A 25,319-nucleotide genomic window follows, 5' to 3' on the forward strand; every position below is an offset into this window, starting at 1 on the left:
ACGCGGGCGCACGGCGCGCTCGATCCGCCGGCCGCTCGCCCGGGCGCCCGGCCGAGGGCGGCCCTGCGCTCGCCGCGCTCGACTTCCACTCGAGTCGCGGCTGGCATCTTTTCGAGGGTGTCGACGACCTGGAAGGGTTCCCCATGAGCCAGACACCGCACGTCCGCCCCGCGGACTCCTTAGAGCCCGCCGGCCCAGCGGCGGGCTCGTCCTCACGGCGGCGGTCGGGCCGCTCGTCCGCCGAGCGCGGGGTCCGGCGGTGGCCGGTGATCCTGCTGCGCTGCCTGATCACCGCGTTCTTGGTGCTGACCCTCGTACAGCCCGTGCTGGCCGGGATGTTCGTCACCGGCGAGGTGGACCTGCTGGAGCTGCACGAGATCAACGCGCACACCATCAGCTTCCTGTCCTGGCTGCTGGTCGTCAGCGCCGTGCTGCTGTGGCGGCCCGGTCGCGGCCCCCTCTGGCCGATCCCGGTCGCCCTTCTCCTGTCGGTCCTGGTGCAGATGCAGTCGGGGTGGGGCTTCTCGCGGGCGCTCGAACTGCACATCCCCGTCGGCGTGGCCCTGACCGCCGGCGCCACCGCCCTCGCCTACTGGGCGTTCTCCTACCGCGGCGGCCGCCGATGAGCACGCAGCGGAGGCCTCCCCTGTCCCGGCGGCGGCTGCTGGGGCTGGCCGGCGCGATGGGCGCGGCCGCCGCGGCCGGCGCCGCGGGCTGCGGCAGCCTCGGCCGGGAGGTGGCCGGCGAGCTGCTCGCCAGCTCCGCCGAGCTTCCCCAGCCGTTCCAGATCCCGCTGCCCGTGCCGAAGACCGCCGTGCCGGTGGGCGCCGCCGGCGGGGTCGACCGCTACGAGCTGGTGCAGCGGGTCGCCGACGTGGAGATCCTGCCCGGCCTCAAGACCAAGGTCTGGGGGTACGACGGAACCTTCCCGGGCACGACCGTCGTCGGCCGCTCGGGCCGGCAGATCGTCGTCAGGGTGCGCAACGAACTGCCCGTGCCCACCTCCACCCACCTCCACGGCGGCGTCCAGGCCCCCGAGTCCGACGGCTATCCGACCGATCTCGTCGTGCCCAAGGGCTACCGCCACGACCCCGCCGCCGGCCACGGCGGCCACGGCGGGGCGATGCAGGTGGCCCCGGCGGACTGGACGCTGTCGCAGGGCGCGAAGGACTACACGTATCCGCTGGACCAGCCCGCGGCGACGCTCTGGTACCACGACCACCGGATGGACTTCAGCGCGCCGCAGGTCTGGCGCGGGCTCGCCGGGATGCTGCTCGTGCACGACGACGAGGAGGAGCGGCTCGGGCTGCCCTCCGGCGAACGGGACGTGCCGCTGATGATCTGCGACCGAGCCTTCGAGGAGGACGGCGCGCTGCGCTATCCGTCCCTCGACCCGTCGCTGACCGGCGCGCCCGGCGTCGAGGACGCCTACATGGAGGGCGTCATGGGCGATGTGATCCTGGTCAACGGCGCGCCCTGGCCCGTCTTGGAGGTCGACGCCGCCCGCTACCGCTTCCGCCTCCTCAACGCCTCCAACGCGCGCCGCTACCGGCTCGCGCTGGAGCCCGGCCCCCGCGAGGGCGCCTCGTTCACGCAGGTGGGCAGCGACGCCGGGCTGCTGGGCGCGCCCCGCTCGCACGAGGAGCTGCCGATCGCTCCCGCCGAGCGGTTCGAGGTGATCGTCGACTTCTCGCGCTACCCGGTGGGGACCAGCGTCACCCTGGTCAACACACTGGGCGAGGGCGGCGCCCGGCGGGTGATGCGGTTCAAGGTCGCCCGGCGCGCGAAGGACGGCAGCAAGGCCCCGTCCAGGCTCGCCGACGTCGAGCCGCTGCGCGCCTCCGCGGCCGTCGCGGAGCGGCAGTTCGACTTCCGGCAGCAGAGCGTCGACGGCGTGCGGATGTGGACGGTCAACGGAAAGCCGTTCCGCTCCTCACAGTTCGCGGCCAGGCCCCGGCTGGGCACTGTCGAGCGCTGGCGCTTCACCAGCGACTTCCACCACCCCGTGCATCTGCATCTGGCGCACTTCCAGGTGCTGGCGCGCAGCGGGAAGCCGCCGCTGGACAGCGACGCGGGCTGGAAGGACACGGTGGACGTGCGCCCGTACGAGGTGGTCGACGTGCTGGCCCGCTTCGGCGGGCACCGCGGCCGGTACATGTTCCACTGCCACAACCTGGAGCACGAGGACATGGCCATGATGGCGAACTTCCAGGTCGTGTAGGGGTGTCGGGCCCCTCGGTCCGGTCGGCTTCGAGCGGCGCGCGACCACAGCGATAGGCCGCTGCGTCACGGTCTGCGCATCGCGGACCCGCCGGCATCTCGGGGGCGGGCCGCAGCCGGCACTGAGAGGGGTTGGGGCGAGCCATGCGCGTACTGTTCACGACCTGGGCCTGGCCGTCGCATCTGTATGCGATGGTGCCGTTGGCATGGGCTTTCCGGGCCGCGGGCCACGACGTCCTGGTGGCGAGCCAGCCGGCCCTGGGCGAGGAGACCGCGCGGACCGGTCTGCCCGCCGCGTCCGTCGGCACGGACGTCGACGCCGTGGGGATGGTGCGGGGCTACGTCCTGCCCGCCGCGAACGACCCGGCGGACGGCGGCGGGCAGGCCCCGCGCACCGGCAAGGGCCCGCGCGCGATGCAGATGTTCTACGCGCACGCCGACTCCATGACGGACGACCTGGCGCGGCTGGCCCGCGACTGGCGCGCCGACGCGGTGGTGTTCGAGCCGACGGCGCTGGCCGGGCCGATCGCGGCCGCGGCGGCGGGCGTTCCGGCGGTGCGCCTGCTGTACGGAACCGATCTGATGGGGCGCGCCCGCGCGCTGCTGCCGCAGGTCCTCGCGCCGCTCGCCGAGCGCAACGGCGTCGGCGCGTTCGACCCGTTCGGCCTGCTGACCGTCGACCCGTGCCCGGACGACTTCCAGGTACCGGTCGACCATGCGCGCCTGGCCATGCGGTACGTCCCCTTCAACGGCCCCGGCGGGCCGCCTCGTCCCCCGCTCGGCCCGCCGGGGACCGCACGTCGCCGCGTGGTGGTGACCTGGGGTCACACGATGGCGAAGCTGGCGCCCGAGCGTTTCTTGGCGCCCCTCGTCGCGAACGCCCTCGCCGGCCCTGAGACCGAGGTCGTCCTCGCGGTGTCCGCCGGGCAGCGTCCGCTGCTGGGCGAGCTCGCGCCGGACGTCCGGGTCGTCGAGGACACCCCGCTGCATCTGTTGACCGACCACGCCGACCTGGTCGTCGCGCACGGCGGCGCGGGCACCGTGCTGACGTCGCTGCGGGCGGGCGTGCCGCTGCTGCTCGTACCGCAGCTGCCCGACCACCTCGGCCACTCGGGCCGGGTGCTCGCCACCGGCGCCGGCGAGGTGCTGACGCGGGACGAGGCGACGCCCGAGCGGCTGCGCGCCGAGGCGCGGAAGCTGATCTCCGGCGACGCGCACCGCGCCGCCGCGGACAAGCTGCGCGAGCAGATGCTGGGCCTGCCGTCCCCGGCCGAACTGGTCGCCGAGATCGAGTCGAGGGTGGTCGCATGTGCGGCATAGCGGGGTGGGTGGACTTCCAGCGCGGGCTGCGCGAGGAGACGTCCACGGTGCGGACCATGGTGGCGCAGCTCGCCAACCGCGGCCCCGACGCGGAGGCCGTGTGGGCTGACGACCGGGCCGCGCTGGGCCACCGCAGGCTCGCCGTGATCGACGTGGACGGCAGCCCGCAGCCGATGGTCGCCGAGGAGGACGGCCGCGTCCTCGCGGTGCTGGTGCACAACGGCGAGATCTACAACTTCCGTCGGCTGCGCGCCCAGCTGGAGTCGCTCGGCCACCGCTTCCGCACCGCCGGCGACACCGAGGTCGTGCTGCGCGCCTACCTCGAGTGGGGCGAGCGCTGCGCCGAGCGGCTGGAGGGCATGTTCGCCTGCGCCGTGTGGGATCCGCGCTCCGGCCGGCTGACGATGTTCCGGGACCGGCTGGGCATCAAGCCGCTGTACTACGCCGAGACCGCCCACGGCCTGGTGTTCGGCTCCGAGCCCAAGGCGCTGCTCGCCCACCCGTCGGTGGAGTGCGCCGTCGACACGGAGGGCCTCGCCGAGCTGCTGGCGTACATCGCCACGCCCGGCCACGCCGTCTACCGCGGCATGCGGGAGGTCCCCGCGGGCCATGTGGCCGTCGCACGGGACGGATCGCTCGTCGAGTCCCGCTACTGGACGCTGCCCAACCACGAGCACCCCGACGACCTCCCGACCACCGTGGACACCGTGCGGGGGCTGCTCCAGGAGTCCGTCTCCAGCCATCTGGTCTCCGACGTCCCGCTGTGCACGCTGCTCTCGGGCGGCGTCGACTCCAGCGCCATCGCGGCGATGGCCGCCGCCGACGGGCGGCGCCCCAAGACCTTCGCCGTGGACTTCGAGGGGCACACCGAGCGGTTCCGCAAGGACTTCTGGCACGAGGACCCGGACGCGCCGTACGCCGCCGAGGTCGCCCGCCACGTCGGCGCGGACCACGAGCCGGTGGTGCTGCGCACCTCCGACCTCGCCGACCCGGTGGTCGACGCGGCGGCGCTGCGCGCCCAGGACCTGCCGCGCCCGATCCCGGACATGGACCGCTCGCTGTATCTGCTGCTGCGCTCGGTGCGCCAGCGCTCCACGGTCGCGCTGATGGGCGAGGTCGCCGACGAGCTCTTCGGCGGCTACCAGTCCTTCCGCGACCCGACGCTGGTGGACACCGCGAACTTCCCCTGGGTCACGATGGGCCTGCGGGTCGCCCCGCACGGCATGAGCACCGGGCTGCTCGACCCCGGCTTCCTGAAGAAGATCGACGTGCCGGGGTACTCGGCCCAGCGGTACGCGGAGACGGTCGCCGAAGTCCCGCGCGTGCCGGGCGAGTCCGACCAGGAGCACACCATGCGCGTGGTCGGCCACGCCCATCTGTCGCGCTGGCTGCCGCTGCTGCTCTCGCGCGACGACCGGCTGAGCATGGCGGTCGGCCTGGAGCTGCGCGTTCCGTACTGCGACCACCGGCTGGTGGAGTACGTCTACAACATCCCGTGGGGGATGAAGACGGCGGACGGCCGGGAGAAGAGCGTGCTGCGCTCCGCCGTCGCCGATCTGCTGCCCGCCTCGGTGACCCAGCGGCGCAAGAGCCCCTTCCCGATCACGCAGGACCCGCGCTACGGCGAGGTGCTGCGCAGCCGCTTCAACGAGGTGGTCGCCGATCCCGCCAGCCCGGTGCGTCCGCTGCTGGACGGCCCGGCCTGCACGGAGCTCGCCAAGGAGGACCGCCCGATCGCGGTGGACGGCTGGGGCGAGCGGCGGAACGTGGAGATGGTGCTCCAACTGGACGCGTGGCTGCGGCACTACCGCGTACGACTCGACATCTGAGAGGGGCAAGAGCCCATGCTGCAAGAGGAGCTCAAGGAGCTCGCGGCGCCGATCCTGGACAAGGTCAAGGCGCATCCGTTCTGGTCGGGGCTGCGGGACGGGTCGCTGCCCGCCGAGTCGCTGGCCCACTTCGTCCAGCAGGACACCGGCTATCTGCTGCCCTTCTACTCCCGCGCGCTGGCCCGCACGGCCGCCGCCGCCCGCAGCGACGAGCATGTTTCGCTGCTCGCGCGCTCGATCAGCGGGACGCTGGAGGCGCGCGACAAGCTGCGCGAGGCGTACGGGTCGCTGGCGGCCGAGCTGGACGCGCCGGCGCTGGACCCCGAGGCCGCGGTCGATCCCGCCACGCACGCGCACTGCGCGTTCTTCCAGGCGGCGAGCGCGCGGTCGTTCGCGGCGGGCTTCGGGGCGCTGCTTCCGATGGTGTGGTTCAACTACCAAATCTCCAATGACCTGTTGGAGCGGCACACGCCCGGCTCGCGCTACGCGCCCTGGATCGAGGTCTACCACCCGGGCGAGGGCTACGGCTACGCCGTGCAGGCCTTCATGGGGACCGCCGACCGGCTGGGCGAGGAGTTCGGCGCGGTCGAGCGGGCCGAGTTCGTCAAGCACTTCAGCGTCAGCACTCGCTATGAGTGGGCCTTCGCCGAGGCCGCCTGGTCCAGGCCGTCCTGGCCGTTCTGACACACCGTATACACACTGATCGGAAGGGACTGCTGTGAGCACCCAGACCCCGCCCAGGTACCCGTTCGCGTGGACCCCGCCCATGCAGGTCCCCGAGGCGCTGCGCAATGTGCACAAGTCGTCGGCGATGGAGGTGACCCTGCCGAGCGGGGACGTCGCCACGCTGGTGACCCGTTACAAGGACGTGCGGGCGCTGTTCGCCGACAAGCGCCTCTCGCGCAATATCGCCCGCCCCGACTGCGCGCGGATCTCCAAGGACAACGACCTGTTCATGGACCCGAACATCGACCCGGACCCGCCGGAGCACACCCGGGTGCGGTCGCTGGTCACCAAGGCGTTCACGGCCCGCCGCATCGAGGCGCTGCGGCCGTATGTGCAGCAGGTCGCCGATCAGCTGCTGGACGAGATGGAGGCCGGCCCCCAGCCGGTCGAGCTGAACGAGGCGCTGGCCTTCCCGCTGCCGATCATGGTGATCTGCAAGCTGCTCGGCGTGCCGGCCGAGGACCGCGACCAGTTCCGCGCCTACGTCGACGGCTTCCTGTCGGTGACCAAGCTGTCGCCGGAGGAGGTCGGCCAGTGCCGGCAGAACCTGTGGAAGTACCTGGGCGACCTGATCGACTCCAAGCGGGACAACCCGGGCGACGACCTGGTCAGCGAGCTGATCCGGGTCCGCGACGACGAGGACGACAGCCGGCTCAACGAGCATGAGCTGCACTTCTGGACACAGGGTCTGCTGATCGCCGGATACGTCACGACGGCCAGCCAGATCGGCACCGGCACGGCGGTGCTGCTGCACCACCCGGAGTTCGTACGGGCGATCCAGGCGGACTGGTCGCTGGTGCCGTCGACCGTCGAGGAGCTGCTGCGCACGCAGATCATGGGCTCGTCGGTGGGGACCATGCGGTACGCGATCGACGACATCCCGCTCTCGGACGGCACGGTCATCAAGAAGGGCACCAGCGTCCTGCTCTCCGAGGAGGGCGCGAACATGGACCCGGAGGTCTTCGACTGCCCCTTCGAGCTGGACATCCGCCGCAAGGAGAACCACCACATGACCTTCGGCGCGGGCCTGCACTACTGCGTGGGCGCGGCGCTGGCCCGGATGGAGCTCCAGGTCGCCACCGAGTCGCTGCTGCGCCGGTTCCCGAACATCAGGCTGGCGGCGCCGGCGGAGGAGCTGCCGCGTGCGCTGGGCGGGTTCATGGAGGGATTCACCGAGATCCCCGTCGAGTGGTGAGGTGAGCGGTATGCGGGTGACGGCCAACTCCGAGACGTGCGCGGTGAGCAGTCTGTGCGTGTACCGGGTGCCGGGGGTCTTCGACCAGGACGAGGACGGTCTCGTCCAGGTCCTGGACGAGACGCCGGCGGAGGAGCTGTACGAGGAGATCCGGCGGGCGGCGAGGGGCTGCCCGACGAAGTCCATCAAGGTCCACGAGGACAGCGAGGCGCCGGCGACGACCTGACACGCCGCGGGCGAGGGCCCCTGGCACCGGGAACCATTCCGGGCCGGGGGCCCTTGGCGTGGGCGGCGGGGGGGCGCGACGGGTCGCCGGCTACGCGGGCGGGTTCCTGCCGGCCGGGGTGGCGGGTTCGGCGTACGCCTGGAGGATGGCCTCCGCGTGCGGTGGCGGCGGGGGGTGGACTTCGACCGGTCCCTGCGGGTGTGAGGGCGGGCGCGCGGGGATGCAAGGGGGCCCCGGCACGGGAGCCCACCGGGCTTGCGACCGGTACGGGACTCGACCGCAACCTATCCGCCGCGCGGGGGCCACCGGCCCGCCGGCACCATCGCGGGCTGCGGACGACTCGGGGCGCCCGGGCGCAACCGGCTCCCCGCGTGCGGGAGACGCGGCTCGCCAGCCGTACGGGACTCGGCCCAACCAGTCCCCCGGCCGCGGGAGACCACCAGCCCCCAGCCCCGCCGCAGGACGCGGACCCCAACCAGTCCCCCACCCCAACCCACCCCACCGCACGACGCAGGGCCCGGGCGCCTCCGAAGAGGGAGTCCGGGCCCTGCTCTCGTGCCGGGGGAATCAGGCCGTGCGGGACAGCAGTTGAGCGACCGCCGTCTTCAGCGCGCCCGTCGGGTCGGGCGCCGCGCCCTCGGAGCGCCAGGACACGAATCCGTCCGGGCGCACCAGCACCGCGCCGCCCGGCTCGATGCCGTACGCCTTGGCCAGACCCGGACCCGCCGCCGTGTACTGCGCGCCCGGTCCGCCGATGCGGTGCGCGGCGATCGCGACGCCGAGGTCCTCGGCGACGGTCTTCGCCGCGTCCGCCCACGCCTGGCCGTCCTCGGCGGTGAGGACCACCGGGGTGCGGCCGTACAGGTCGAGCACGGAGACGGTCTCGCCGTCGCGCTCCAGCTCCAGATGCGGCGCCCTGGTGCCGGGCTCCCCGCTGAGCTGCTGCGGGGAGACGGGCGGGCCCGGGGTGTAGCGGTAGCCGAAGACCGTGGTGGCGTACGCGTCCGCCTGGTCCTGGCCCTCCCCTTCGTCGCCCGTGCGCTCCTGCATCATCCCGAGCGCCTGCTGGAGCGTCATCCAGGCGACCGGGTGCCGCTCCGTCTGGTAGGTGTCGAGCAGCTCGGACTCCGCCTCGCCGTCGAGCACCGCGGCCAGCTTCCAGGCGAGGTTGCTGGCGTCCTGGATGCCGAGGCTCGCCCCGAACCCGCCGGTGGGCGGCACCAGGTGGGCCGCGTCGCCGACCAGGAAGACCCGGCCCTGACGGTACTCGCGGGCCACCTGCGCGCCGATGACGAAGCTCAGCCACTTCGCCCCGCCGGCGGGCAGCTGCGCGACGATGCCGACCTCCAGGTCGGGCTCGCCGATCGCGGCCCGGACCAGCTCGATCGCCTTCTCCTCGGTGATGGAGTCGAGGGTGTCCCCCGGCGGCATCCCCGTAGCGAAGATCCAGCGCTCCTTGCCGTCGTGCGCGAACAGGATGGTCGACGGCGCGGGCTTGTCCAGGTAGCAGACGCCGACCGGACGGCCGCGGGCCGCCTTGCTCAGGTCGGCCTCGAAGAGCACCGAGACGGTGGTCGCGAACTCGCCGGGGCCGTCGGTCTCGATGCCGAGCGTGCTGCGGATCGGGCTGCGACTGCCGTCGGCCGCCACCAGGTACTTGGCGCGGACCGTGCGCTCGGCGCCCGTGCCGGTGTCCTTCAGCACGGCGGTGACGCCGTCCTCGTCCTGCTCGAAGGAGACCAGCTCGGTGGAGAAGGCGAGCTCGGCGCCCAGCTCCCCGGCACGCTCGCGCAGCAGGTGCTCCAGCCGGTCCTGGTCGATCGGCGCCCACTCGCAGGGGCTGACCGAACCGCTCGGGTCGGGCTGGTCGGTGGGCCCGCTGAAGATCTCCGGGCCCGCCAGCGTCTCGGCGCGGATCATCAGCAGCTTGCTGAAGTCCGTGGCGAGGCTGGCCTCGGACCAGATGCGGTCCTCCAGGCCGACCTGCCGGTACAGCTCGACGGTGCGCGGATTGACGCCGCGCGAGCGCGGGTGGCTGAGAGTGTCGGGGTGCCGCTCGACCACGAGCGAACGTATCCCGTGCCAGCCGAGGAAGACCGCGGTCGACAGCCCGGTCACGGCGCCTCCGACGACGAGGACCGGGACCTCCTCAGTGGTCTTGCTCATGGACGGACTTCCTTTCCTCGGGTCGTCACTTGCGGCGCCGCGCTCAGCCGGCCTTGCGGCAGATGACGACCGTGTCGTAGTCGCTGAGCGGCTTGACCTCGGTGGAGGCGAAGCCCGCGTTCTTGGCGTGCTCGAGAAGCTCGGAGGTCGGGTACTCGGAGCCGCCGTCGGTGACGAGCAGCATGTCGAGGCTGATCACCAGGTTCTCGACGTGGTCGGGCTGGTCGTCGAGCATCCGGTCGTAGACGATCAGCGCGCCGCCGGGGTTGACCGCGTCGAAGGCCTTGGCCACCAGGTCGCCGCGCTGCTGGCGGTCCCAGTCGTGCAGCACATGGCCCATGGTCACCACGTCGGCCTTCACGGGCAGCGGGTCGGTGAAGAAGCTGCCGCCGTGGAAGTGGACCTTGCCGGTCAGCCCGTAGCTCTCGATGTGCTCCTCGAAGAGCGGCGCCATCGGGGGCAGGTCGAAGACATGGCCCTCGAGGTGCGGCTGGTTCTTCACGATGATGGAGCAGAGGTTGCCGCGGGCGCCGCCGACGTCCAGGACGGACTTCGACTTCGACCAGTCGAACTTGCCGACCAGCTCGGGGCCCACGACATGGGTGAGGGCGTCCATCATGTGCACGAACTGCTTGAGGATGTGCGGGTTCTCGACCACGACGTCGAAGTGGGAGCCGGACTGCTGCTCGCCGGTGCGCAGCGCCTCGCCGAGTCGGCCCCAGGCCGGGTAGAGGTTGCGGTTGGAGCGCTCGAGGAAGCCGCCCACCCAGGTACGCTCGCCGCGCACGAGGTAGGTGTCGGCGCCCTGGGCGTTGCGGTAGCCGCCGTCCGCGCGCTCCAGCAGGCCCAGGGCCGTCAGCAGGTTCAGCCAGTCGCTCAGGCCGCGGCCGTGCAGTCCGAGCTCCTTGCGGATCTCCTCCTCGCTCGAGGCCCCCCTCTTGTGCAGCGTCGTGAACAGATCCAGTTCGACTGCGGTCAGCAGCGCCTTGGCGTCGCAGAACGCATTGCTCAGCCGGATGATTCCGGCCGGCGTGCTGACATCCGGGCTGGTTTGCGTCATGCGCAGGACTCCTTCCAACACGGCGCATGGCCAGGCGCCAGGCCGTGTGGCGGAGAATCCACGGCACGGGTTGAGGTCGCCTCAAGAGGGACTGGGGCAGGGGTCCGGGGAGTGCGAGGCGGCCGGGAGCAAGGCGGCGCCTGCCCACTCGGCCACCGCCGCGTCTCCAGCGCCCCTCTAGTGGGCGTGGTTACTCATCTTGGGTGCCGTGGAGGGATCCCGGCGGAAGCCCAGCTTGCCCAGAGGGGATATGCATGTATGACGTGAAGATCCCGGTGCTGATCGTCGGTGGTGGTCCCGTCGGCCTGTCCACTGCACTGTTCAGCGGCCGACGTGGAGTGCGCACGATGCTCCTGGAGAAGAGGGACAGCACCTCCATGCTCCCCCGCGCTCCGGGTCTGCAGGCCCGAACCATGGAGCTGTTCCGCGCGGCGGGACTCGGCAAGGACATTCGTGCGCTCGAAATGGGTGACTCCCACGCCTACTTCGAGGGTGGGATCATCAAGGTCGAGACGTTCGCCGACATCGACAACGCCGAGCTGCTGGAGTCGCCGTCGCTCGACGGCGAGACGGTCAGCCCCGAGCGTGTGATGGGCTGCGGCCAGGACCGGTACGAGAAGGTGCTGGTGGCCAAGGCCAAGGAGTACGGCTCGGACGTCCGCTTCAACACGAAGCTGATCTCGTTCGAGCAGGACGCCGACGGCGTCACCGCCGTCGCCGAAGAGGGCGGCACCGGAAAGCGGTTCACCATCCGCGCCGACTACCTCGTCGGGGCCGACGGCGCCGGCAGCCGCATCCGCGAGGCGCTCGGCGTCAAGCGGGTCGGGCGCGGCACCGTGTTCAACGCCCTGAGCATCTACTTCCGGGCGCCCGAGCTCGAGACGCTGCTCAAGGACACCAAGTTCATCCTGTGCTACGCCTCCGCGGGCGGCACCCTGATGGGCCTGTCCCGGCTGCACGGCTGCGACCCGTGGCTGGCCGCGCCCATCTACTTCCCGGAGAAGGGCGAGAAGCCCGAGGACTACACCGACGAGCGCTGCATCGACATCGTGCGCCGGGCCGCCGGCAAGGACATCGACGTCGAGATCATGGACAAGGTGCCGTGGCAGGGCGCGCAGCTGGTCTCGGAGACCTTCCGGGACGGGCGGGTCTTCCTCGCCGGCGACGCCGCCCACGTCCACCCGCCGGCCGGCGGCTTCGGCGCCAACACCGGCATCCACGACGCGCACAACCTGTCCTGGAAGCTCGCCGCGGTCCAGCACGGCTGGGGCACCGAGGAGCTGCTCGACACCTACGACGCCGAGCGCCGGCCGCTGGGCACCGCCATGTCGGAGCAGGCGCTGGTGCGCAACCGCATCCGGCACGGCTACTCGACCGAGCAGGACCGGGCCGACTTCGTGGACGACGTGATCATCACGCTCGGCTACCGGTACCGCTCCACGTCGATCATCGGCGCGCAAAGCACGAAGGTGCTCACCCCCGACCTGGAGCTGACGGGCGAGCCGGGCACCCGGGCGCCGCACGTCTGGCTGCGGCGGGGCGAGGAGACGATCTCCACGATCGACCTGTTCTGGGACTCGTTCGTGCTGCTGACGGGCCCCGACGGCGGCGCGTGGGCGGAGGCCGCGGGACCGCTCGCGGAGAAGCTCGGCATTCCGCTGCGTACCCACACCATCGGCGCGGGCGCGGAGCTCAGCCCGACCGACCGCGACTGGGCCGAGGTCTACGGCGTGGGCGCGGGCGGCGCGGTGCTGGTGCGGCCCGACGCCTTCGTCGCCTGGCGCAGCGCGGACGGCGCCGAGGACCCGCAGGGCGTGCTCGCGGACGTCCTCGCCCAGGCCTCCGGCGTGCACGGCGCCGTAGCGGCCCAGTGAGAGGGCGGGCTCAGATGACGCAGGACGAGAGCGTGCATCCCGGCGCCGTGCTGGCGCAGGCGATGGCCTTCCAGCCGGCCCGGCTGGTGCTGACGGGCATCGAGATCGGGCTGTTCACCTCGCTGGCCGAGCAGCCGGCCACCGAGGAGGGCATCAGGAAGCGGCTGGGTCTGCACCCCAGGGGCACGGACCACTTCCTGGCGGCGCTCGTCGAGCTGGGCTTCCTGGAGCGGTCGCCCGAGGGGGAGTTCCGCAACTCCCGTGCGGCGCGGCAGTTCCTGGTCCCCGGCGACGAGGGCTATCTGGGCGGCTTTCTGCGGATCGCCGGCCAGGTGATGTACCCGGCGTGGGACCGGCTGGGCGAGGCGCTGCGCACGGGCGCCCCGCAGGCGTCCACGTACACCGGCGAGGACATGTTCGGCGAGCTGTACGAGAGCGACGAGAAGAAGGACGGGCTCGTCGGGATGGCGGAGGACGCCAGCCGACCGCTGATCCCTGCGCTCGTCGAGTCGTTCGAGTGGGAGAAGCACTCCTCCGTCCTCGAACTCGGCGGCTGCCGCGGCAATGTGCTGGCGGGCCTGGCGAAGGCGCATCCGCACCTGGACGCCTGCGTCTTCGACCTGCCGCAGCTGGAGGGCGACTTCACGACCCATATGGCGGACATCGGCATGGCCGGCAGGGTCCGCTACCACGGCGGGGACTTCTTCGCCGACGCGCTGCCGCAGGCCGATGTGCTCATGATCGGGCACGCGCTGGTCGACTGGAACGACGAGCAGCGCAGGCAGCTGGTGAAGAACACCTTCGCCGCGGTGCGTCCCGGCGGGGCGTTCCTGGTGTGGGACCCGGTGATCGTCGACGACGACGAGAGCTATCTGCGCAATCTGATCCGCAGCCTGAACCTGCAGCTGATGACGCCGCACGGCAAGGGCTACCGGGTCGAGCAGTGCGCCGAGTGGATGCGGGAGGCCGGCTACGCCGAGGTCGACCACACCTCGCTCGGGCACGACGTCACCCTGGTCGTCGCCCGCAAGGACTGACGAGGGCGGGCTGGATCTGCGGGCTGGATCCAGCCCGCCCGGTCGGCCGGACCGGATCAGGCCCTGTGGGTCAGGGCCTGATCCGGTCGAGGTGTTCCTCCTGGAGCCGGCGGCTGCTGCGCAGGAAGTCCAGCAGCAGCTCCAGCTGCTCGGCGGTGTACCGCGCGACCTGCCGGAAGCCGTCCTCGGCGAGCGGGCCGAAGAGCTCCCCGACCGCCCGCACGGCTTCCGGCGTCGGCCGCACCACCGACTTGCGCCGGTCCTTGGGGTCGGGCGAGCGGGTGACGTAGCCCAGCTTGTCGAGGCGGTCCAGCAGGGCCGTGACACTTCCCGTGGTGAGTCCGAGCGCCGCGCCCAGTTCGCTGGGCGCGGCGCTTTCGCGCTGCATGAGGACGTCCAGAGCGTGCAGGTCGGTGCGGTTGACGCCGAGGCGTTCGGCGGCGGCCGCGTCGAAGGAGTCGACGGCCGTCTGGAGCGCGCGGATCTCCATGCCGAGCTCCTGCTGAAGATTCTTCCTGTTATCGCTTGACATCCAAGTAACTCGACCTTCAAGATAAAAACCTCGATAGCTTGACTATCAAGATAGTCGAGCGCCAAGAGAAGTCAATATCGGGTCGTTGCCCGGGTTCCAGGAAGGAACACTGCGATGAACACCCAGCACACCGTCTCCACGGCCAAGACCGGTGCCGCCAATGCGGCGGAGGCCGCACGAGTCGAGGCGTACTACACCAATGTGAAGCGACTGGGCCACTGGACCGACTCCCGCACCGTCCAGGTCACCGCCCGCCGCAGCTCGGTCCAGCTGGACCTGCGGTCGGCCGCCATCCCCGAGGGCGACCTCGAGGTCGAGATCGCCGGCGAGCGGTCCATCGTCAAGATCCTGGTGCCGGACGGCACGGTCGTCGACGAGTCCGCGCTGGAGTACGTAGGCCGGTCCAAGGTCAAGGATCTGCAGCGGCACTCGGCCGCGGGCGGCCGCCGGCTGCGGCTGACGGGCGTCCTCAAGCGCGGCGAGGTCCGCATCGTCCGCGGCGGCGTGGCGACCCTGACCGCGATGTTCTCCAAGGAGTTCGTCGACGACTGCCGCACGGCCCACCGCGACGGCGTCCTGCCGACCGTGCACACCCCCGAGAGCGTCCGCGAGGGAACCCCGAGGGATGCGGGCTGATCCTTCAACAGAGTCTTGAGCACGCCCCCGTAGCTTCGGGACAGCCGCCTGCCGGGCCCTCCGGCGGGCGGCTCCACCGCAGGCTCAGGGGGCGTGCTTATGACACCTCATCAGATACAGGCTCTGTTCATCGGCCTCGCGGCCATTCTCGTCCTCAGCCGGGTCCTCGGCGCCGGCGCGCGCTATCTGGGCCAGCCGCCGGTCGTCGGCGAGATCCTCGCCGGAATCCTGGTGGGCCCCTCGCTCTTCGGCGGCGCCATAGCGGACTTCCTCTTCCCGGCCGACGTCCGGCCGCTGCTCGCCGCGCTCGCCAACCTCGGCCTGGTCCTGTTCATGTTCGTCGTCGGATACGAGCTGGACCTGGCCCTGCTGCGCGGCAAGGGGAAGGTCGCGGCCAGCGTCTCGCTCTGCTCGGTCCTGCTGCCGTTCACCCTCGGGGTGCTGCTCGCCCTCCATCTGAGCGACAGCCACCAGACGGGGAACCGGACCGGGTTCGTGCTCTTCCTGGGTGCGGCGATGGCCGTCACCGCCTTCCCCGTGCTCGCCAGAATCCTGTCCGACTCCGGCCTCGGCCGGACTCGCATCGGCGGGATCGCGCTCGCCAGCGCCGCCTTCGACGACATCGTCGCCTGGTCGCTGCTGGCCGTCGTGGTCACCGTCTCCGGCGGCGGCGACCAGTGGGCGATGCTCCTCGCGCCGGTCTATCTGGCGGTGATGTTCTTCGTGGTCAAGCCGGGACTGCGGCGGCTGTTCGACGACGACCGCGGCAGCGGGCGGATCAGCGCCGACCGGCTCATCGTCGTCCTCGGCGGACTGATGCTGTCCTGCTGGGCGACCGAATGGCTCGGCGTGCACTTCGTCTTCGGCGCGTTCCTGTTCGGCGTGGTGATGCCCCGCGGCACCACGGAGCTGGTCCGCATGCAGGTCGTCGACCGGTTCGAGCACCTCAGCCGGCTGCTGCTGCTCCCGGCGTTCTTCGTGGTCGCGGGCCTGAAGGTCGATCTGTCGCAGCTGGGCATGAAGGGGCTCGGCGAGCTCGGACTCATCCTGCTGGCAGCCATCTCCGGCAAGTTCGTCGGCGCCTTCGTCGGAGCCAGGGCGAACGGCGTGCCGTCGCTGCAGAGCACGGTGCTCGCCACGCTGATGAACACCCGGGGGCTCACCGAGCTGGTCATCCTCACCATCGGCCTCCAACTGGGCGTGCTCGACCCGCAGCTGTACTCCCTGATGGTCGTGATGGCCCTGGTGACCACCGCGATGGCGGGCCCGCTGCTGCATCTGCTGAAGCGGCGCGCGGGCAGCACCGAGGCGATCGGAGACTACCCCGACGCCGCCGCCGACCCGGGGGACGACGACGCGGCCCGCGAGCGGCCCGCCGTCTCGACGAGCAAGACGACGGGCTGAACGCGACGGCCCCCATCGGGGAGACCCCAGACTGGGGCCTGCCCGGCTGTCGAGGACCCGGGGACGACGACGCGACCCGCAAGCGGCCCGTCGTCTCGACGAGCAAGGCGATGGACTAAGCGCGAGGGCCCCTAGCGGGGAGACCCCAGACTGGGGCCTGCCCCGCCGCCAAGGACCCGGGGACGACGACGCGACCCGCAAGCGGCCCGTCGCCTCGACGAGCAAGGCGAGGGGGTAAGCGCGAGGGCCCCTAGCGGGGAGACCCCCGCCCGGGGACTGCCCCGCGACCAGCCGGGCTCCCTCGGACCGCCCACGCCGGCCACCGCACGGTGAGCGCGACCGTGCGGCTCAGTACGTCGCCCCCAGCGCGCGTCGTCCCGCGGACACGTCGTCGCCCTCGTCGCGGTGGCGCTGGTCGCGGTGCTGCTCGGGGCGCTGGGGATCGCCGCAGGGCAGCGGCAGCAGCCATAGAGCCGCGAGCGCTATAGACCGCCGTGTGGGTCGGCGGCCGCCTCAGCCGCCATACCCGCGCGGCCCGGCGGCCGCGCAGACCGGCACCTGGCGCCCGGCGCACGCTGCGGCGCGACGGCCCCAGCGCGATCGGGCGCGACACGCGGCACCCCCAACTCCCCCGCGCCCCCCACCGCGTCAGACCCTCTCCGCCCCGCCCCGGTCCGCCGAGGCCGGGCCCGCCGTGCCGGTCGCGACGCGCAGCCGGTCCGTGATCTCCTCGGCGGTCAGCACCAGCGCGAAGCCCTTGCGCAGCACGGCGAGCTCGGGCTCCTGGCGCGCCTCGTCGTCGGTGGCCGTGACGTCCGCGCCGAACACGACCTGGTAGCCCCGTTCGTACGCCTGCCGGGCGGTCGTGCCACAGCAGTAGTTGGTGAGCGTTCCCGTGACGACGACCGTGTCGCGGCCGAGGTTGCGCAGCACCGTGTCGAGCGGGGTGTCGTAGAACGCTCCGTAGGACGGCTTGCGGATCAGGACCTCGTCGTCCCGAGCGCCCATCGCCTCCCACACCTCCGCGGGGCCCGGCCGGCGCCAGTCGGCGTCGGAGTGCGGAAGGCAGCGCAGGGCGTGCGGCCGGTCCAGGCCGAGATGCGTGTCGTCGAAGATCGTCCAGATCACCGGGACCGCCGCGGCCCGGCAGTCCTCGACCAGCCGGCGCAGCCTGGGGGCCATCCGGGTGGCCGCGGGCACCCAGTACGGACTCCAGCCGGGCCGGACGAACTCGTCCTGCATGTCGATCACCAGCAGCGCGGTCTTCTCGGGCCGCATCTCGAAGGTCGCCCGGCCGTGCGCATAGGCCTGGCGCGCCCGCGCGGCCACCCACTCCTCGGTGTACTCCACCCCTGCCCCCTCCATCGACGACTGCCTGACTACCTCGGTTCGATGTACCTCGTTTCGATATGCGAGAGTAGCAGCATGCTGGAACTCTCGATCCTTGGATTCCTCGCCGACGGGCCCCTGCACGGCTACGAACTGCGCCGCCGTATCGCGCACTTGTCCGGCCACGCCCGCCCGGTCAGCGACGGCAGCCTCTACCCGGCGATCAGCCGGCTGGTCGCGGCCGGGCTGCTGGACCGGCGGACCGAGCCGGGCGCCTCGGCCGCCCAGCGGCACACCCTGAGCCTGACCGCGGCCGGCCGCGCCGAGCTGCTGCGCCGGCTCCGGGCGCCGAGCGACCTGGAGATCAGCGACAGCACGCGGTACTTCACGGTCCTCGCCTTCCTCTCCCAGCTCCCCGACACCGCCGACCAGCACGCGGTGCTGCGCCGGCGACGGGAGTTCCTGGAGGAGCCCGCGAGCTTCTTCCACGAGGGCGACCGCCCGCTCGGCGCCGAGGAGACCGACGATCCGTACCGCCGGGGCATGCTCACGATCGCCCGCGCCACCAGCCGCGCGGAACGGACCTGGCTGCGCGAGGTGCTGGACTGACCCAGCAACACCCGCCAACACCCGCCAACACCCGGCGACACCCGACAGCACCCGGCACCCGGCCGGCGCCTCCCCCGTACGAGAGCACCGGCACGACGACGGCCGAACGCCGCAGGCACACGCACGGGAGGGCCCGCCGGCCGACCGGCGGACCCTCCCGCTTCACCGCGACGCCCGGCCCCTCAGCCGAGCGTCGCCCCCGCCAGCAGCTCCAGCTGCCCCGCCTCGGCGGTGCAGGGGAAGACCAGCAGCTCGTCGCAGCCGGCCTCCTGGTAGGCCGCGGCCGTCTCCCGCAGCCGCCCCTCGTCGGTGATCACGGCCTTCGCCGCCATCTCCGCCTTGGGGCCGATGAAGGCGTAGTACGCCCGCAGATACGACTCGGCGACCTCCTGAGCCCCCGGGCCCAGGCACGCGTACACCAGCGCCACCAGCCGCGGCGCCCCGCTACGGCCCCGGTCCTGCCACGCCTGGCGGGCCTGGGAGGCCAGTTCGGCGTACGCGGTCGCGGAGCTCCCGCCGGCGATCCAGCCGTCGGCGAACGCGGCCGCGCGGGCCATCGCCGCGGGCGTGTGACCGCCCACGATGATCTCGGGCCCCTCGCCCTCGGGGAACGGCCCGATGCCGGGGACCGGCCCCTTGCCGGCCCAGACCTCCCGCAGCTCGGCGAGGATCGCGTCGAGCCTCCTGCCCCGGTCGCCGTACGGCGCCCCGGTGGCCCGGAAGTCGTCGTCGCGACCGCCCGCGGCCACCCCGACCGTCAGCCGCCCGCCCGAGATCTCATGGATCGTGGCGAGCTGCTTGGCCAGCAGGGGCGTGCCGGGGCGGTACGCGGCGAGCAGGATGGAGGTGGTCAGCCGGATCCGCTCGGTCACCGCAGCGGCGGCGGCGAGCGAGGTCAGCGGCTCGTAGCTGTCGTACACCAGACGGTCGAGCGTGCCGAGGCTGGAGAACCCGTGGTTCTCCGCCAGCCGCGCCCAGTCGACGAGCCGGCGCCCGTCGATGTCCGGCACTGTGGTGGGCAGGCCCACTCCGATCTCCACGCGGGTCTCCTTCTCCTCAGCGGTCTCGGGGCGAGGGCCGGGTCAGCGGTTCTTACGGCCGATCACCAGCGTGTTGCCGAGCGGCAGTTCGTGCTCGGCGATCGAGGCGAAGCCGGCCGTCCGCATCCACTGGCCGCAGTCGCCCGGGTGGTAGCCGGCCCCGGCGGGCGTCATCACCAGCATGTGCAGGCTCGACACCAGGCTCGCCAGATCGGGCTTGTCGCCGGGCATGGGGTCGTACACGAGCAGCGCGCCGCCCGGCCGCAGGGCCGTGAACGCCTTGGCGATCAGGGCCTTGCGCTCCTCCAGCGAGAAGTCGGCCAGCACATGTCCGATGACGACGACGTCGGCCTCGGGCAAATCGTCGGCGAAGAAGTCCCCGCCGGTGAAGGAGAGCCGGTCCGCGACGCCGAGCGTCGTGGCGTGCTCGGCGCACGGGCCCTCGTTCTGCGGCCGGTCGAAGACCTGGCCGCGCAGATGCGGCTGGGCCCGCAGCAGCAGCCCCGCGAGGTTGCCCCGCGCGCCGCCGACGTCGAGCAGCGTGCTCCAGCCGCTCCACTCGACCGCGTCCAGCAGATGCGGGACGAGCGGTGCGCTCAGCGAGTCCTGCATGGTCAGGAACACGCGCTGCGCGGCCGGGTCGCTGAGCATCGCCTCGAAGTCGCCCTCGGCCTGCGGGGCGCCGGTGCGCAGCGCCTGGGTGAGCCGTCCCCACGCGGGATAGAGCACGAAGTTGGCGCCTTCGAGGAAGCCGCCCGTGTAGTCCTTTCCGCGTACGAGATGCCGCCGGGCGCCCTCGCTGTTGCGGTAGCGGCCGGCGGAGCGCTCCAGCAGTCCGAGCGCCACCAGGGCGTCGAAGAAGTCGGTCGCGGCGCGCGGGTGCAGCCCCAGGGCCGCCCGCAGCTCCTCGACCTCGGCCTCCTGGTCGGCGGTGGCGTCGAGCGTGGAGAACACTCCGAGCTCCAGCGCCGTCAGCAGCAGCTTCGCGGAGGCGAACCCCAGCCCCAGCCGGCCGATGCCGAAGGGGTCCTTGGGGTCCGTCACCGGGTCGACGGTAGTCATGCCGGGCTGTCCTCCTTGAGGGTCGTGTCGTCCGTGCCGTCGCCCGGGGCCCGCTCGTCGTCGTCGCCGGACAGCCCCCTGACCACGGCGTGCCTGCGCAAGGCGAGCGCGCCGCCCATGGCGAGCGCCATCACCGCGAGCATCAGGTAGTAGACGGGCTCGGGGATGACGTCGATGAGCCGGACCATGCCGCTGCCCGCGCCGCCGCCCAGCGCGGCGAACAGCCAGAGCAGTCCGAGCATGTGGGCGATGAACTTGCGGGGCAGCACGTCGGCGACCGCCGCGATGCCCACCGCGGCGACGATGAGCTCGCCGCAGGCGTGCATGAGGTAGACGACGAGCAGCCACAGCGGGGAGACCTTCTCGTCGCCGGAGGCGAGCGCCGACGCCAGCGCCATGACCAGGAAGCTGACGCCGGTCAGCGCGAGGCCGGTGGCGAACTTCGCCGGCACCCCGCTGCTGCCGCGGCCGTACTTCAGCAGCGCCCAGGCGAACACCGGCGCCAAGACCAGGATGAACAGCGGCGTCGCCGACTGGAGCCAGCTCACCGGCACGTCGAAGCCGAGGACGTGACGGTCCGTCGACTCCTTGGCGAACAGGGTGAGCGAGGAGCCGTCCTGGGCGATCATCGACCAGAAGAGCGTCGAGCCCAGGAAGATCCACAGGAAGGAGCGCAGCCGCCTGCGGTCGCCCGCCGTCAGCTCGCGGCTGCGGTAGAGGACCGTGTAGGCGAGCACCGGCGCGATGATGCTGGCCGAGCCGACCAGCGCGATCGCCCCTGAGGGCTTCAGTCCGCCGGACGCGACCCCGGCGGTGACCAGCAGGACCACCGCGGCGACGGTCCAGCCGATGCGCCGGAAGGCGCGCTGGGACTCCTCGGGGCTCAGCGGCCGCCCCGGCTTGTTCCCGACGTCCCTGAACTGGTGCTGGCTCACCCAGAGCTGGACCGTGCCGAGCAGCATGGCCGTGCCGGAGACGGCGAAGCCGAGCTGCCAGTCGACGCGTTCGCCGAGGAAGCCGGCGATCAGCGGCGAGAGCAGCGCGCTCACCTGGATGCCGACGTACATCAGCGAGATGCCGGCCTCGCGCCGCCCGCTGTCGTTGCCGAACATCAGGTTGAGCATGGCCTGGTGGTTCGGCTTGTACAGGCCGAGTCCGACCGCCAGCAGGACCAGGCCCAGCGGGGTGGTCCACAGCCAGGGCGCCGCCAGGGCGAAGTGGCCGACGGTGGTGACCACGGCGCCCAGCAGCAGGGTCCGCCGGGGGCCGAGCACCCGGTCGGCGATCCAGCCGCCGGGCAGGCAGAGCATGAAGGCGAGGCCGATCCACGCGCCGAAGAGCGCCGCGGAGTCGGCCTTCGCCAGCCCGAGCCCGCCCTCGGAGCGGGGGGCGACGGCGAAGAGGACGAGGATGGCCTGCATCCCGAAGAAGCCGAACCGCTCCCACACATCGCTCATGAAGAGCGTGCGGTACCAGGGCGGCCAGCTTCTGACGGAGCCGGTGCCGGCGCCGCCGACTCCGGGGACTTCTGCGGGTCGTGCGTCTGTCATGCCGAGCCGTCTCCTTCCGTGCGCGCGAGGCCCAGCCGGGGCCGGAAGGAGAGGTACAGCCCGCCGACGGCGTTCTGCGGGCTCATCGGGGCCTGCTTCTGCTCATGGACCTTGTTGAGGTTGGCGAGCGGGTTGGGGTCGCCGCTCTCGGCGCCGTTGAGGTGGGCGTGCACCCGCGAGTAGACGTCCTGCGCGTCGTCGAGGTCGGCGATGCCGGTGACGATGCGGTCGAAGGCGTCCTGGATGCTCAGGCCCTCGCGCTGGTCGCTGGTGAGCTTCTGCGCGTTGTAGAAGTGGTGCTCCTTGCCGCGGTAGCTCTCGTAGAACACGGAGACCAGCACCAGGAGCCGCTCGTAGGAATGCCGGTAGACCGTGTTGTAGAACTCCCACGCCTCCTTCTCCGTCACCTCGCCGCGCAGCACGCTGGAGATGCTCGCCGCCGCCAGCATGGCGCTGTAGGTGGCCAGGTGGACGCCGGTGGACAGCAGCGGGTCCAGGAAGCAGGCGGCGTCGCCGCTCAGCAGATAGCCGGGGCCGCAGAAGCTCTCCGCGGTGTACGAGTAGTCCTGCTCGACCTTCATCCCGGAGACCTGCTCGGCCCCTTCGAGGAGCGCCTTCAGATGCGGGGTCTCGGAGACGGCCTTGTCGTACACCTCCTGGATGCCGCCGAGCGCCTTCTTCTTCTCGTTGAAGATGTCCCGGCCGGTGACCAGTCCGACGCTGGTGGTGCCGTCGTGCAGCGGGATGTTCCAGAACCAGCCGTCCTGCGAGGAGATGACGGCGATGGCGCCGTCGGGCCCGCGGTCCAGCGGCTTGACGTTCTTCCAGTAGGACCAGGCGCCGACGTTGCGGAAGATCTCGTGGTACTGGCGGTTCTTCAGGTGCTTTGCGGCGAACACGCCGCCGCGGCCCGAGGCGTCGACGACGTAGTCGAAGGCGATCCGGCCGCTCTGGCTCGGGTCTTTGGTGCCGGCCCACAGCGCGGCGACGGGGCGCTCGCCCTCGAACTCGAGCTCCTTGACGGTGATGTTCTCCACCACCTCGACGCCGAGCGAGGCGGCGTGGCGCAGCAGGATCTCGTCGAACTCGGAGCGGATGACCTGCCAGGCGTTGGCGCCGTCGTCGCCGAGGCTGTTGAACCTGACCTCCCACTCCTCGGGTCCCCAGAAGAAGTAGGCGCCGCCCTTGGGCTGGAAGCCGTGCGACTCCACCTTGTCCCAGACGCCGAGCATCTCCAGGATCGGCCGGCAGGACGGCAGGATCGACTCGCCGATGTGGTAGCGGGGGAACTCGTCGCGTTCCAGCAGTGTGACCTCGAAACCGTCCTTGGCCAGCAGGCCGGCGGCGGTGGACCCCGCGGGCCCTCCCCCGATGACGAGGATCTGGGTGGAACCACGCATGTATTTCTCCAATCCTCAGGAGCTCGCGGAACGGGGTTCTGACCGTCCGCTGCACCGTGCCGGTGACTGCCGGAGAGAGGCTGGAGAACTCCTCGACGCTCACAGCCGCCCGATGCCGGGATTCAAGGCCCCTTCAAGCGGGAGCTGGTCGCCTGTTGGCTCGAACTCGGCTGCTGTGCCGAAACTAAGGAGATGAGATGGCTTCTCTTGCTGTCGGGCGCTGGGCCGCGGGCGCCGCGGCGACCACGCTGCTGGCCGTCGGTCTGGTCGCCGGTGCGCCGGCGGGGGCCGCGCCGGCCAAGGACCCCGCGGCCGTCACCGCGAAGGCCGCGGTCCGGTACGGCCAGCCGGGCCTGTACGCGAAGAACATCGACACGCTGATGGCGTTCTACCGCGACGGGCTCGGCTTCTCCGTGCTGTACCGCTTCCCGGAGACGGGCCCGGGGGTGTTCGGGACGGTCGTCCTGAACGACTCGTACTACATCACCGTCTCCACCTATGACGTGGTCAAGCAGTCCACGGGCATGAAGAACCTCGGCCGGACCGCGCTCAAGCAGTCCGAGCTGGTGATCCTCACCCCGAACGTGGACGCGGTGTTCCTCCAGGCGAAGAAGGCGGGCGCCAAGGTGCTGATGGCGCCCAAGGACCAGCCGTGGGGCGAGCGCTCGGCGTATGTGGCCGACCCCGAGGGCAATCTGGTGCAGATATCCACGCACAACGAGTAGGACGCGGCGCCGCGGACGGCCGAGGGCGTGCATCCCCTGGATGCACGCCCTCGGTTTCGTGTGCGCTCAGGCCTGGACGGGCGCGGCCCTCCTCACCGGCTCGTCCCAGTCGACGCGGTACGAGTACACCGGGTCGGTCGCCTTGACGCCGATCTTGAGGAAGAACGGCAGCACCAGGTCGCGTACGGCCCGCTGGAAGCCGTTGGCCGCGGCCTTCTGGTTGCCGGTCTTGCGCCCCTCCTTGATGATCTTCTCGACCCGCTCCTTGCGCAGCGACTGGAAGGCCGCGAACGCCGCCTCGGGGGTGGGCAGATCGCGCAGGCACTTGGTCAGCACGATGGAGTCCTCCATCGCCATCGAGGCGCCCTGGCCCACGTGCGGCGAGGTGGCGTGGGCCGCGTCGCCGACGAGGCAGACCCGGTCGCGGTGCCACCGGGGGATGGAGAGCATGTCGTAGATCGGGTAGCCGATGATGCCGGACTCGGTGGACTCGATGATCGCCGACACCGGGTGGTGGTCGTTGCGGTGCTTGGCGAGCAGCTGCTTCTTCCAGGTCTCGTGCGCGACCTTGTCCAGCTCGCCGCGGCCCGGCTCGGCCGCCTGGTGGAAGTTCTCGAACCAGTAGATCTCCCCGCCGGGGATGGTCTGATAGCCGAAGAACCCCTTCAGGCAGAACGACATCCGCATCACGCCGTCGGCCGGGGCGGCCTGGTCGCTGCGGGTGTAGCCGGCCGTGCCGATCACACCGGTGTACTCGGGCCGAGGGGCCTCGGGCAGCACGGTGTAGCGGGTCTTGGAGTGGATGCCGTCGCAGCCGACGAGGAAGTCGCCCTCGGCGGTGGAGCCGTCGGCGAAGCGCGCGACGACTCCCGTGGCCGTGTGCTCCAGGCTCTCGAACGACTTGCCGAACTCGATCCGCACGCCCCGGTCCTGCGCGGCCTCCCGCAGCGCCTTGTTGAGCAGGCCCCGCTTGATGAGCAGGGTCTGGGCCGGGTTCTCGCCCAGGACCTTGCCCTTGTGGTTGAGGAAGGCCGTGCTGGTGGTGTGCGTCCCGTACTTCTCGACATCGGCGACGATGCCCAGGGTCTCCAGCACGGCCAGTCCGTTGGGCGCCAGGTTCAAGAACGCTCCGGCGCCGTCCCGCGGTTCGTCGCCGGCCTCGTATACGACGGCCTCGACGCCGATCCTCTGAAGGAACATGGCCAGGGTCGGACCTGCGATGCCGCAGCCGATCAGGAGCGCTTTCTGCGGTGCAGCCGATGCTCCGCTGCCCATGCTCAACCTCGTTTCCCCCGCTAAGGGTTAGCCGCGTACTGCCAGTGCGCCCAGGATAGGAAGTCCCACTTGCGGACCGCTAGAGCGCTCTGGCCGTGTCGCTC

At 71.7% G+C, this 25,319-nt stretch carries 22 protein-coding genes; 13 read left to right on the top strand and 9 right to left on the bottom strand.

The features are described 5' to 3' along the window. Positions 1-143: 143 nt before the first annotated feature. From AB0M39_RS30945 to AB0M39_RS30975, 7 genes are all read left to right on the top strand, one after another. Positions 144-626, top strand: coding sequence for a hypothetical protein (locus tag AB0M39_RS30945; RefSeq protein WP_365369496.1), 483 nt, complete (start codon positions 144-146; stop codon positions 624-626). Then, positions 623-2,221, top strand: a complete 1,599-nt coding sequence (locus tag AB0M39_RS30950; RefSeq protein WP_365369499.1) for a multicopper oxidase family protein — start codon at positions 623-625, stop codon at positions 2,219-2,221. Before AB0M39_RS30945 ends, AB0M39_RS30950 begins: the two co-directional genes overlap by 4 nt. A gap of 143 nt (positions 2,222-2,364) precedes the next feature. Then, a complete protein-coding gene (locus tag AB0M39_RS30955) occupies positions 2,365-3,540 on the top strand; it encodes a nucleotide disphospho-sugar-binding domain-containing protein (protein WP_365369501.1) in 1,176 nt (391 codons plus the stop codon). Next, positions 3,528-5,369 (top strand): asparagine synthase (glutamine-hydrolyzing), encoded by a 1,842-nt coding sequence (gene asnB / locus AB0M39_RS30960; RefSeq protein WP_365369504.1) that lies wholly within the window; start codon positions 3,528-3,530, stop codon positions 5,367-5,369. The genes AB0M39_RS30955 and asnB overlap by 13 nt, the downstream gene beginning before the upstream one ends. Before the next feature lie 15 nt (positions 5,370-5,384). Then, positions 5,385-6,053: a TenA family transcriptional regulator gene (locus AB0M39_RS30965; protein WP_365369507.1), complete on the top strand. Its 669-nt coding sequence runs from the start codon at positions 5,385-5,387 to the stop codon at positions 6,051-6,053. Between the two features lie 34 nt (positions 6,054-6,087). Continuing rightward, positions 6,088-7,290, top strand: a complete 1,203-nt coding sequence (locus AB0M39_RS30970) for a cytochrome P450 (protein ID WP_365369510.1) — start codon at positions 6,088-6,090, stop codon at positions 7,288-7,290. Positions 7,291-7,300: 10 nt separating this feature from the next. Continuing rightward, positions 7,301-7,516 (top strand): ferredoxin, encoded by a 216-nt coding sequence (locus tag AB0M39_RS30975; RefSeq protein WP_365369513.1) that lies wholly within the window; start codon positions 7,301-7,303, stop codon positions 7,514-7,516. A 567-nt stretch (positions 7,517-8,083) separates the two neighbouring features. On the opposite strand, the gene AB0M39_RS30980 is transcribed toward AB0M39_RS30975, so the two are convergent. Further along, on the bottom strand, positions 8,084-9,682 hold the full coding sequence (locus AB0M39_RS30980; RefSeq protein WP_365369516.1) for an FAD-dependent monooxygenase: 1,599 nt from the start codon (positions 9,680-9,682) through the stop codon (positions 8,084-8,086). A gap of 43 nt (positions 9,683-9,725) precedes the next feature. Beyond that, positions 9,726-10,742: a methyltransferase gene (locus tag AB0M39_RS30985; RefSeq protein WP_365369519.1), complete on the bottom strand. Its 1,017-nt coding sequence runs from the start codon at positions 10,740-10,742 to the stop codon at positions 9,726-9,728. 254 nt (positions 10,743-10,996) lie between these two features. Here AB0M39_RS30985 and AB0M39_RS30990 point away from each other — a divergent pair, with 254 nt between their 5' ends. Together AB0M39_RS30990 and AB0M39_RS30995 are read left to right on the top strand one after the other, a co-directional pair. After that, complete coding sequence (locus tag AB0M39_RS30990; protein WP_365369522.1) at positions 10,997-12,616, top strand: FAD-dependent monooxygenase; 1,620 nt, start codon at positions 10,997-10,999, stop codon at positions 12,614-12,616. A gap of 14 nt (positions 12,617-12,630) precedes the next feature. Next, positions 12,631-13,653 (top strand): methyltransferase, encoded by a 1,023-nt coding sequence (locus AB0M39_RS30995; RefSeq protein WP_365369524.1) that lies wholly within the window; start codon positions 12,631-12,633, stop codon positions 13,651-13,653. Positions 13,654-13,723: 70 nt separating this feature from the next. On the opposite strand, the gene AB0M39_RS31000 is transcribed toward AB0M39_RS30995, so the two are convergent. Continuing rightward, positions 13,724-14,185: a MarR family transcriptional regulator gene (locus AB0M39_RS31000; RefSeq protein WP_365369527.1), complete on the bottom strand. Its 462-nt coding sequence runs from the start codon at positions 14,183-14,185 to the stop codon at positions 13,724-13,726. Positions 14,186-14,299: 114 nt separating this feature from the next. On the opposite strand from AB0M39_RS31000, the gene AB0M39_RS31005 reads away from it, so the two are divergent. Continuing rightward, positions 14,300-14,821 (top strand): hypothetical protein, encoded by a 522-nt coding sequence (locus AB0M39_RS31005; protein ID WP_365369530.1) that lies wholly within the window; start codon positions 14,300-14,302, stop codon positions 14,819-14,821. Between the two features lie 99 nt (positions 14,822-14,920). After that, positions 14,921-16,225 carry a cation:proton antiporter gene (locus AB0M39_RS31010; RefSeq protein ID WP_365369533.1) on the top strand — a complete coding sequence of 435 codons (1,305 nt, stop codon included), beginning with the start codon at positions 14,921-14,923 and terminating at the stop codon, positions 16,223-16,225. A gap of 648 nt (positions 16,226-16,873) precedes the next feature. On the opposite strand, the gene AB0M39_RS31015 is transcribed toward AB0M39_RS31010, so the two are convergent. Next, entirely contained in the window at positions 16,874-17,575 is a 702-nt protein-coding gene (locus AB0M39_RS31015) for an isochorismatase family cysteine hydrolase (RefSeq protein WP_365369535.1), read from the bottom strand. Positions 17,576-17,650: 75 nt separating this feature from the next. Here AB0M39_RS31015 and AB0M39_RS31020 point away from each other — a divergent pair, with 75 nt between their 5' ends. After that, positions 17,651-18,163, top strand: coding sequence for a PadR family transcriptional regulator (locus AB0M39_RS31020; RefSeq protein ID WP_365369537.1), 513 nt, complete (start codon positions 17,651-17,653; stop codon positions 18,161-18,163). Positions 18,164-18,345: 182 nt separating this feature from the next. Here the strand turns inward: AB0M39_RS31020 and AB0M39_RS31025 are convergent, their stop codons facing one another. The 4 genes from AB0M39_RS31025 to AB0M39_RS31040 are packed head-to-tail and all read right to left on the bottom strand — an operon-like array spanning position 18,346 to position 23,215. Next, on the bottom strand, positions 18,346-19,203 hold the full coding sequence (locus AB0M39_RS31025) for an LLM class flavin-dependent oxidoreductase (protein WP_365369540.1): 858 nt from the start codon (positions 19,201-19,203) through the stop codon (positions 18,346-18,348). Positions 19,204-19,245: 42 nt separating this feature from the next. Then, positions 19,246-20,265 (bottom strand): methyltransferase, encoded by a 1,020-nt coding sequence (locus AB0M39_RS31030; protein WP_365369543.1) that lies wholly within the window; start codon positions 20,263-20,265, stop codon positions 19,246-19,248. Continuing rightward, the gene (locus AB0M39_RS31035; RefSeq protein WP_365369546.1) at positions 20,262-21,815 is read right to left on the bottom strand and encodes an oligopeptide:H+ symporter; all 1,554 of its coding nucleotides are present in this window, start codon (positions 21,813-21,815) and stop codon (positions 20,262-20,264) included. The genes AB0M39_RS31030 and AB0M39_RS31035 overlap by 4 nt, the downstream gene beginning before the upstream one ends. After that, positions 21,812-23,215, bottom strand: a complete 1,404-nt coding sequence (locus tag AB0M39_RS31040) for a tryptophan 7-halogenase (RefSeq protein WP_365369549.1) — start codon at positions 23,213-23,215, stop codon at positions 21,812-21,814. Before AB0M39_RS31040 ends, AB0M39_RS31035 begins: the two co-directional genes overlap by 4 nt. 197 nt (positions 23,216-23,412) lie before the next feature. Between AB0M39_RS31040 and AB0M39_RS31045 the strand changes: the two genes are divergently transcribed. After that, positions 23,413-23,940: a VOC family protein gene (locus AB0M39_RS31045; protein WP_365369552.1), complete on the top strand. Its 528-nt coding sequence runs from the start codon at positions 23,413-23,415 to the stop codon at positions 23,938-23,940. A gap of 66 nt (positions 23,941-24,006) precedes the next feature. Here AB0M39_RS31045 and AB0M39_RS31050 read toward each other — a convergent pair whose 3' ends face one another. Then, positions 24,007-25,215 carry an FAD-dependent monooxygenase gene (locus AB0M39_RS31050; protein WP_365369555.1) on the bottom strand — a complete coding sequence of 403 codons (1,209 nt, stop codon included), beginning with the start codon at positions 25,213-25,215 and terminating at the stop codon, positions 24,007-24,009. Positions 25,216-25,319 lie beyond the last annotated feature (104 nt).

This window comes from Streptomyces sp. NPDC051907 (assembly GCF_040681075.1).
Classification (GTDB): Bacteria; Actinomycetota; Actinomycetes; order Streptomycetales; family Streptomycetaceae; genus Streptomyces.

What these genes read in the sequence shown, in the direction of transcription:
- AB0M39_RS30945 (WP_365369496.1), top strand. Translation starts at nt 144, where the DNA reads ATGAGCCAGACACCGCACGTCCGCCCCGCGGACTCCTTAGAGCCCGCC.
- AB0M39_RS30950 (WP_365369499.1), top strand. Translation starts at nt 623, where the DNA reads ATGAGCACGCAGCGGAGGCCTCCCCTGTCCCGGCGGCGGCTGCTGGGG.
- AB0M39_RS30955 (WP_365369501.1), top strand. Translation starts at nt 2,365, where the DNA reads ATGCGCGTACTGTTCACGACCTGGGCCTGGCCGTCGCATCTGTATGCG.
- asnB (WP_365369504.1), top strand. Translation starts at nt 3,528, where the DNA reads ATGTGCGGCATAGCGGGGTGGGTGGACTTCCAGCGCGGGCTGCGCGAG.
- AB0M39_RS30965 (WP_365369507.1), top strand. Translation starts at nt 5,385, where the DNA reads ATGCTGCAAGAGGAGCTCAAGGAGCTCGCGGCGCCGATCCTGGACAAG.
- AB0M39_RS30975 (WP_365369513.1), top strand. Translation starts at nt 7,301, where the DNA reads ATGCGGGTGACGGCCAACTCCGAGACGTGCGCGGTGAGCAGTCTGTGC.
- AB0M39_RS30980 (WP_365369516.1), bottom strand. Translation starts at nt 9,682, where the DNA reads ATGAGCAAGACCACTGAGGAGGTCCCGGTCCTCGTCGTCGGAGGCGCC.
- AB0M39_RS30985 (WP_365369519.1), bottom strand. Translation starts at nt 10,742, where the DNA reads ATGACGCAAACCAGCCCGGATGTCAGCACGCCGGCCGGAATCATCCGG.
- AB0M39_RS30990 (WP_365369522.1), top strand. Translation starts at nt 10,997, where the DNA reads ATGTATGACGTGAAGATCCCGGTGCTGATCGTCGGTGGTGGTCCCGTC.
- AB0M39_RS30995 (WP_365369524.1), top strand. Translation starts at nt 12,631, where the DNA reads ATGACGCAGGACGAGAGCGTGCATCCCGGCGCCGTGCTGGCGCAGGCG.
- AB0M39_RS31000 (WP_365369527.1), bottom strand. Translation starts at nt 14,185, where the DNA reads ATGTCAAGCGATAACAGGAAGAATCTTCAGCAGGAGCTCGGCATGGAG.
- AB0M39_RS31005 (WP_365369530.1), top strand. Translation starts at nt 14,300, where the DNA reads ATGAACACCCAGCACACCGTCTCCACGGCCAAGACCGGTGCCGCCAAT.
- AB0M39_RS31010 (WP_365369533.1), top strand. Translation starts at nt 14,921, where the DNA reads ATGACACCTCATCAGATACAGGCTCTGTTCATCGGCCTCGCGGCCATT.
- AB0M39_RS31020 (WP_365369537.1), top strand. Translation starts at nt 17,651, where the DNA reads ATGCTGGAACTCTCGATCCTTGGATTCCTCGCCGACGGGCCCCTGCAC.
- AB0M39_RS31030 (WP_365369543.1), bottom strand. Translation starts at nt 20,265, where the DNA reads ATGACTACCGTCGACCCGGTGACGGACCCCAAGGACCCCTTCGGCATC.
- AB0M39_RS31035 (WP_365369546.1), bottom strand. Translation starts at nt 21,815, where the DNA reads ATGACAGACGCACGACCCGCAGAAGTCCCCGGAGTCGGCGGCGCCGGC.
- AB0M39_RS31040 (WP_365369549.1), bottom strand. Translation starts at nt 23,215, where the DNA reads ATGCGTGGTTCCACCCAGATCCTCGTCATCGGGGGAGGGCCCGCGGGG.
- AB0M39_RS31045 (WP_365369552.1), top strand. Translation starts at nt 23,413, where the DNA reads ATGGCTTCTCTTGCTGTCGGGCGCTGGGCCGCGGGCGCCGCGGCGACC.
- AB0M39_RS31050 (WP_365369555.1), bottom strand. Translation starts at nt 25,215, where the DNA reads ATGGGCAGCGGAGCATCGGCTGCACCGCAGAAAGCGCTCCTGATCGGC.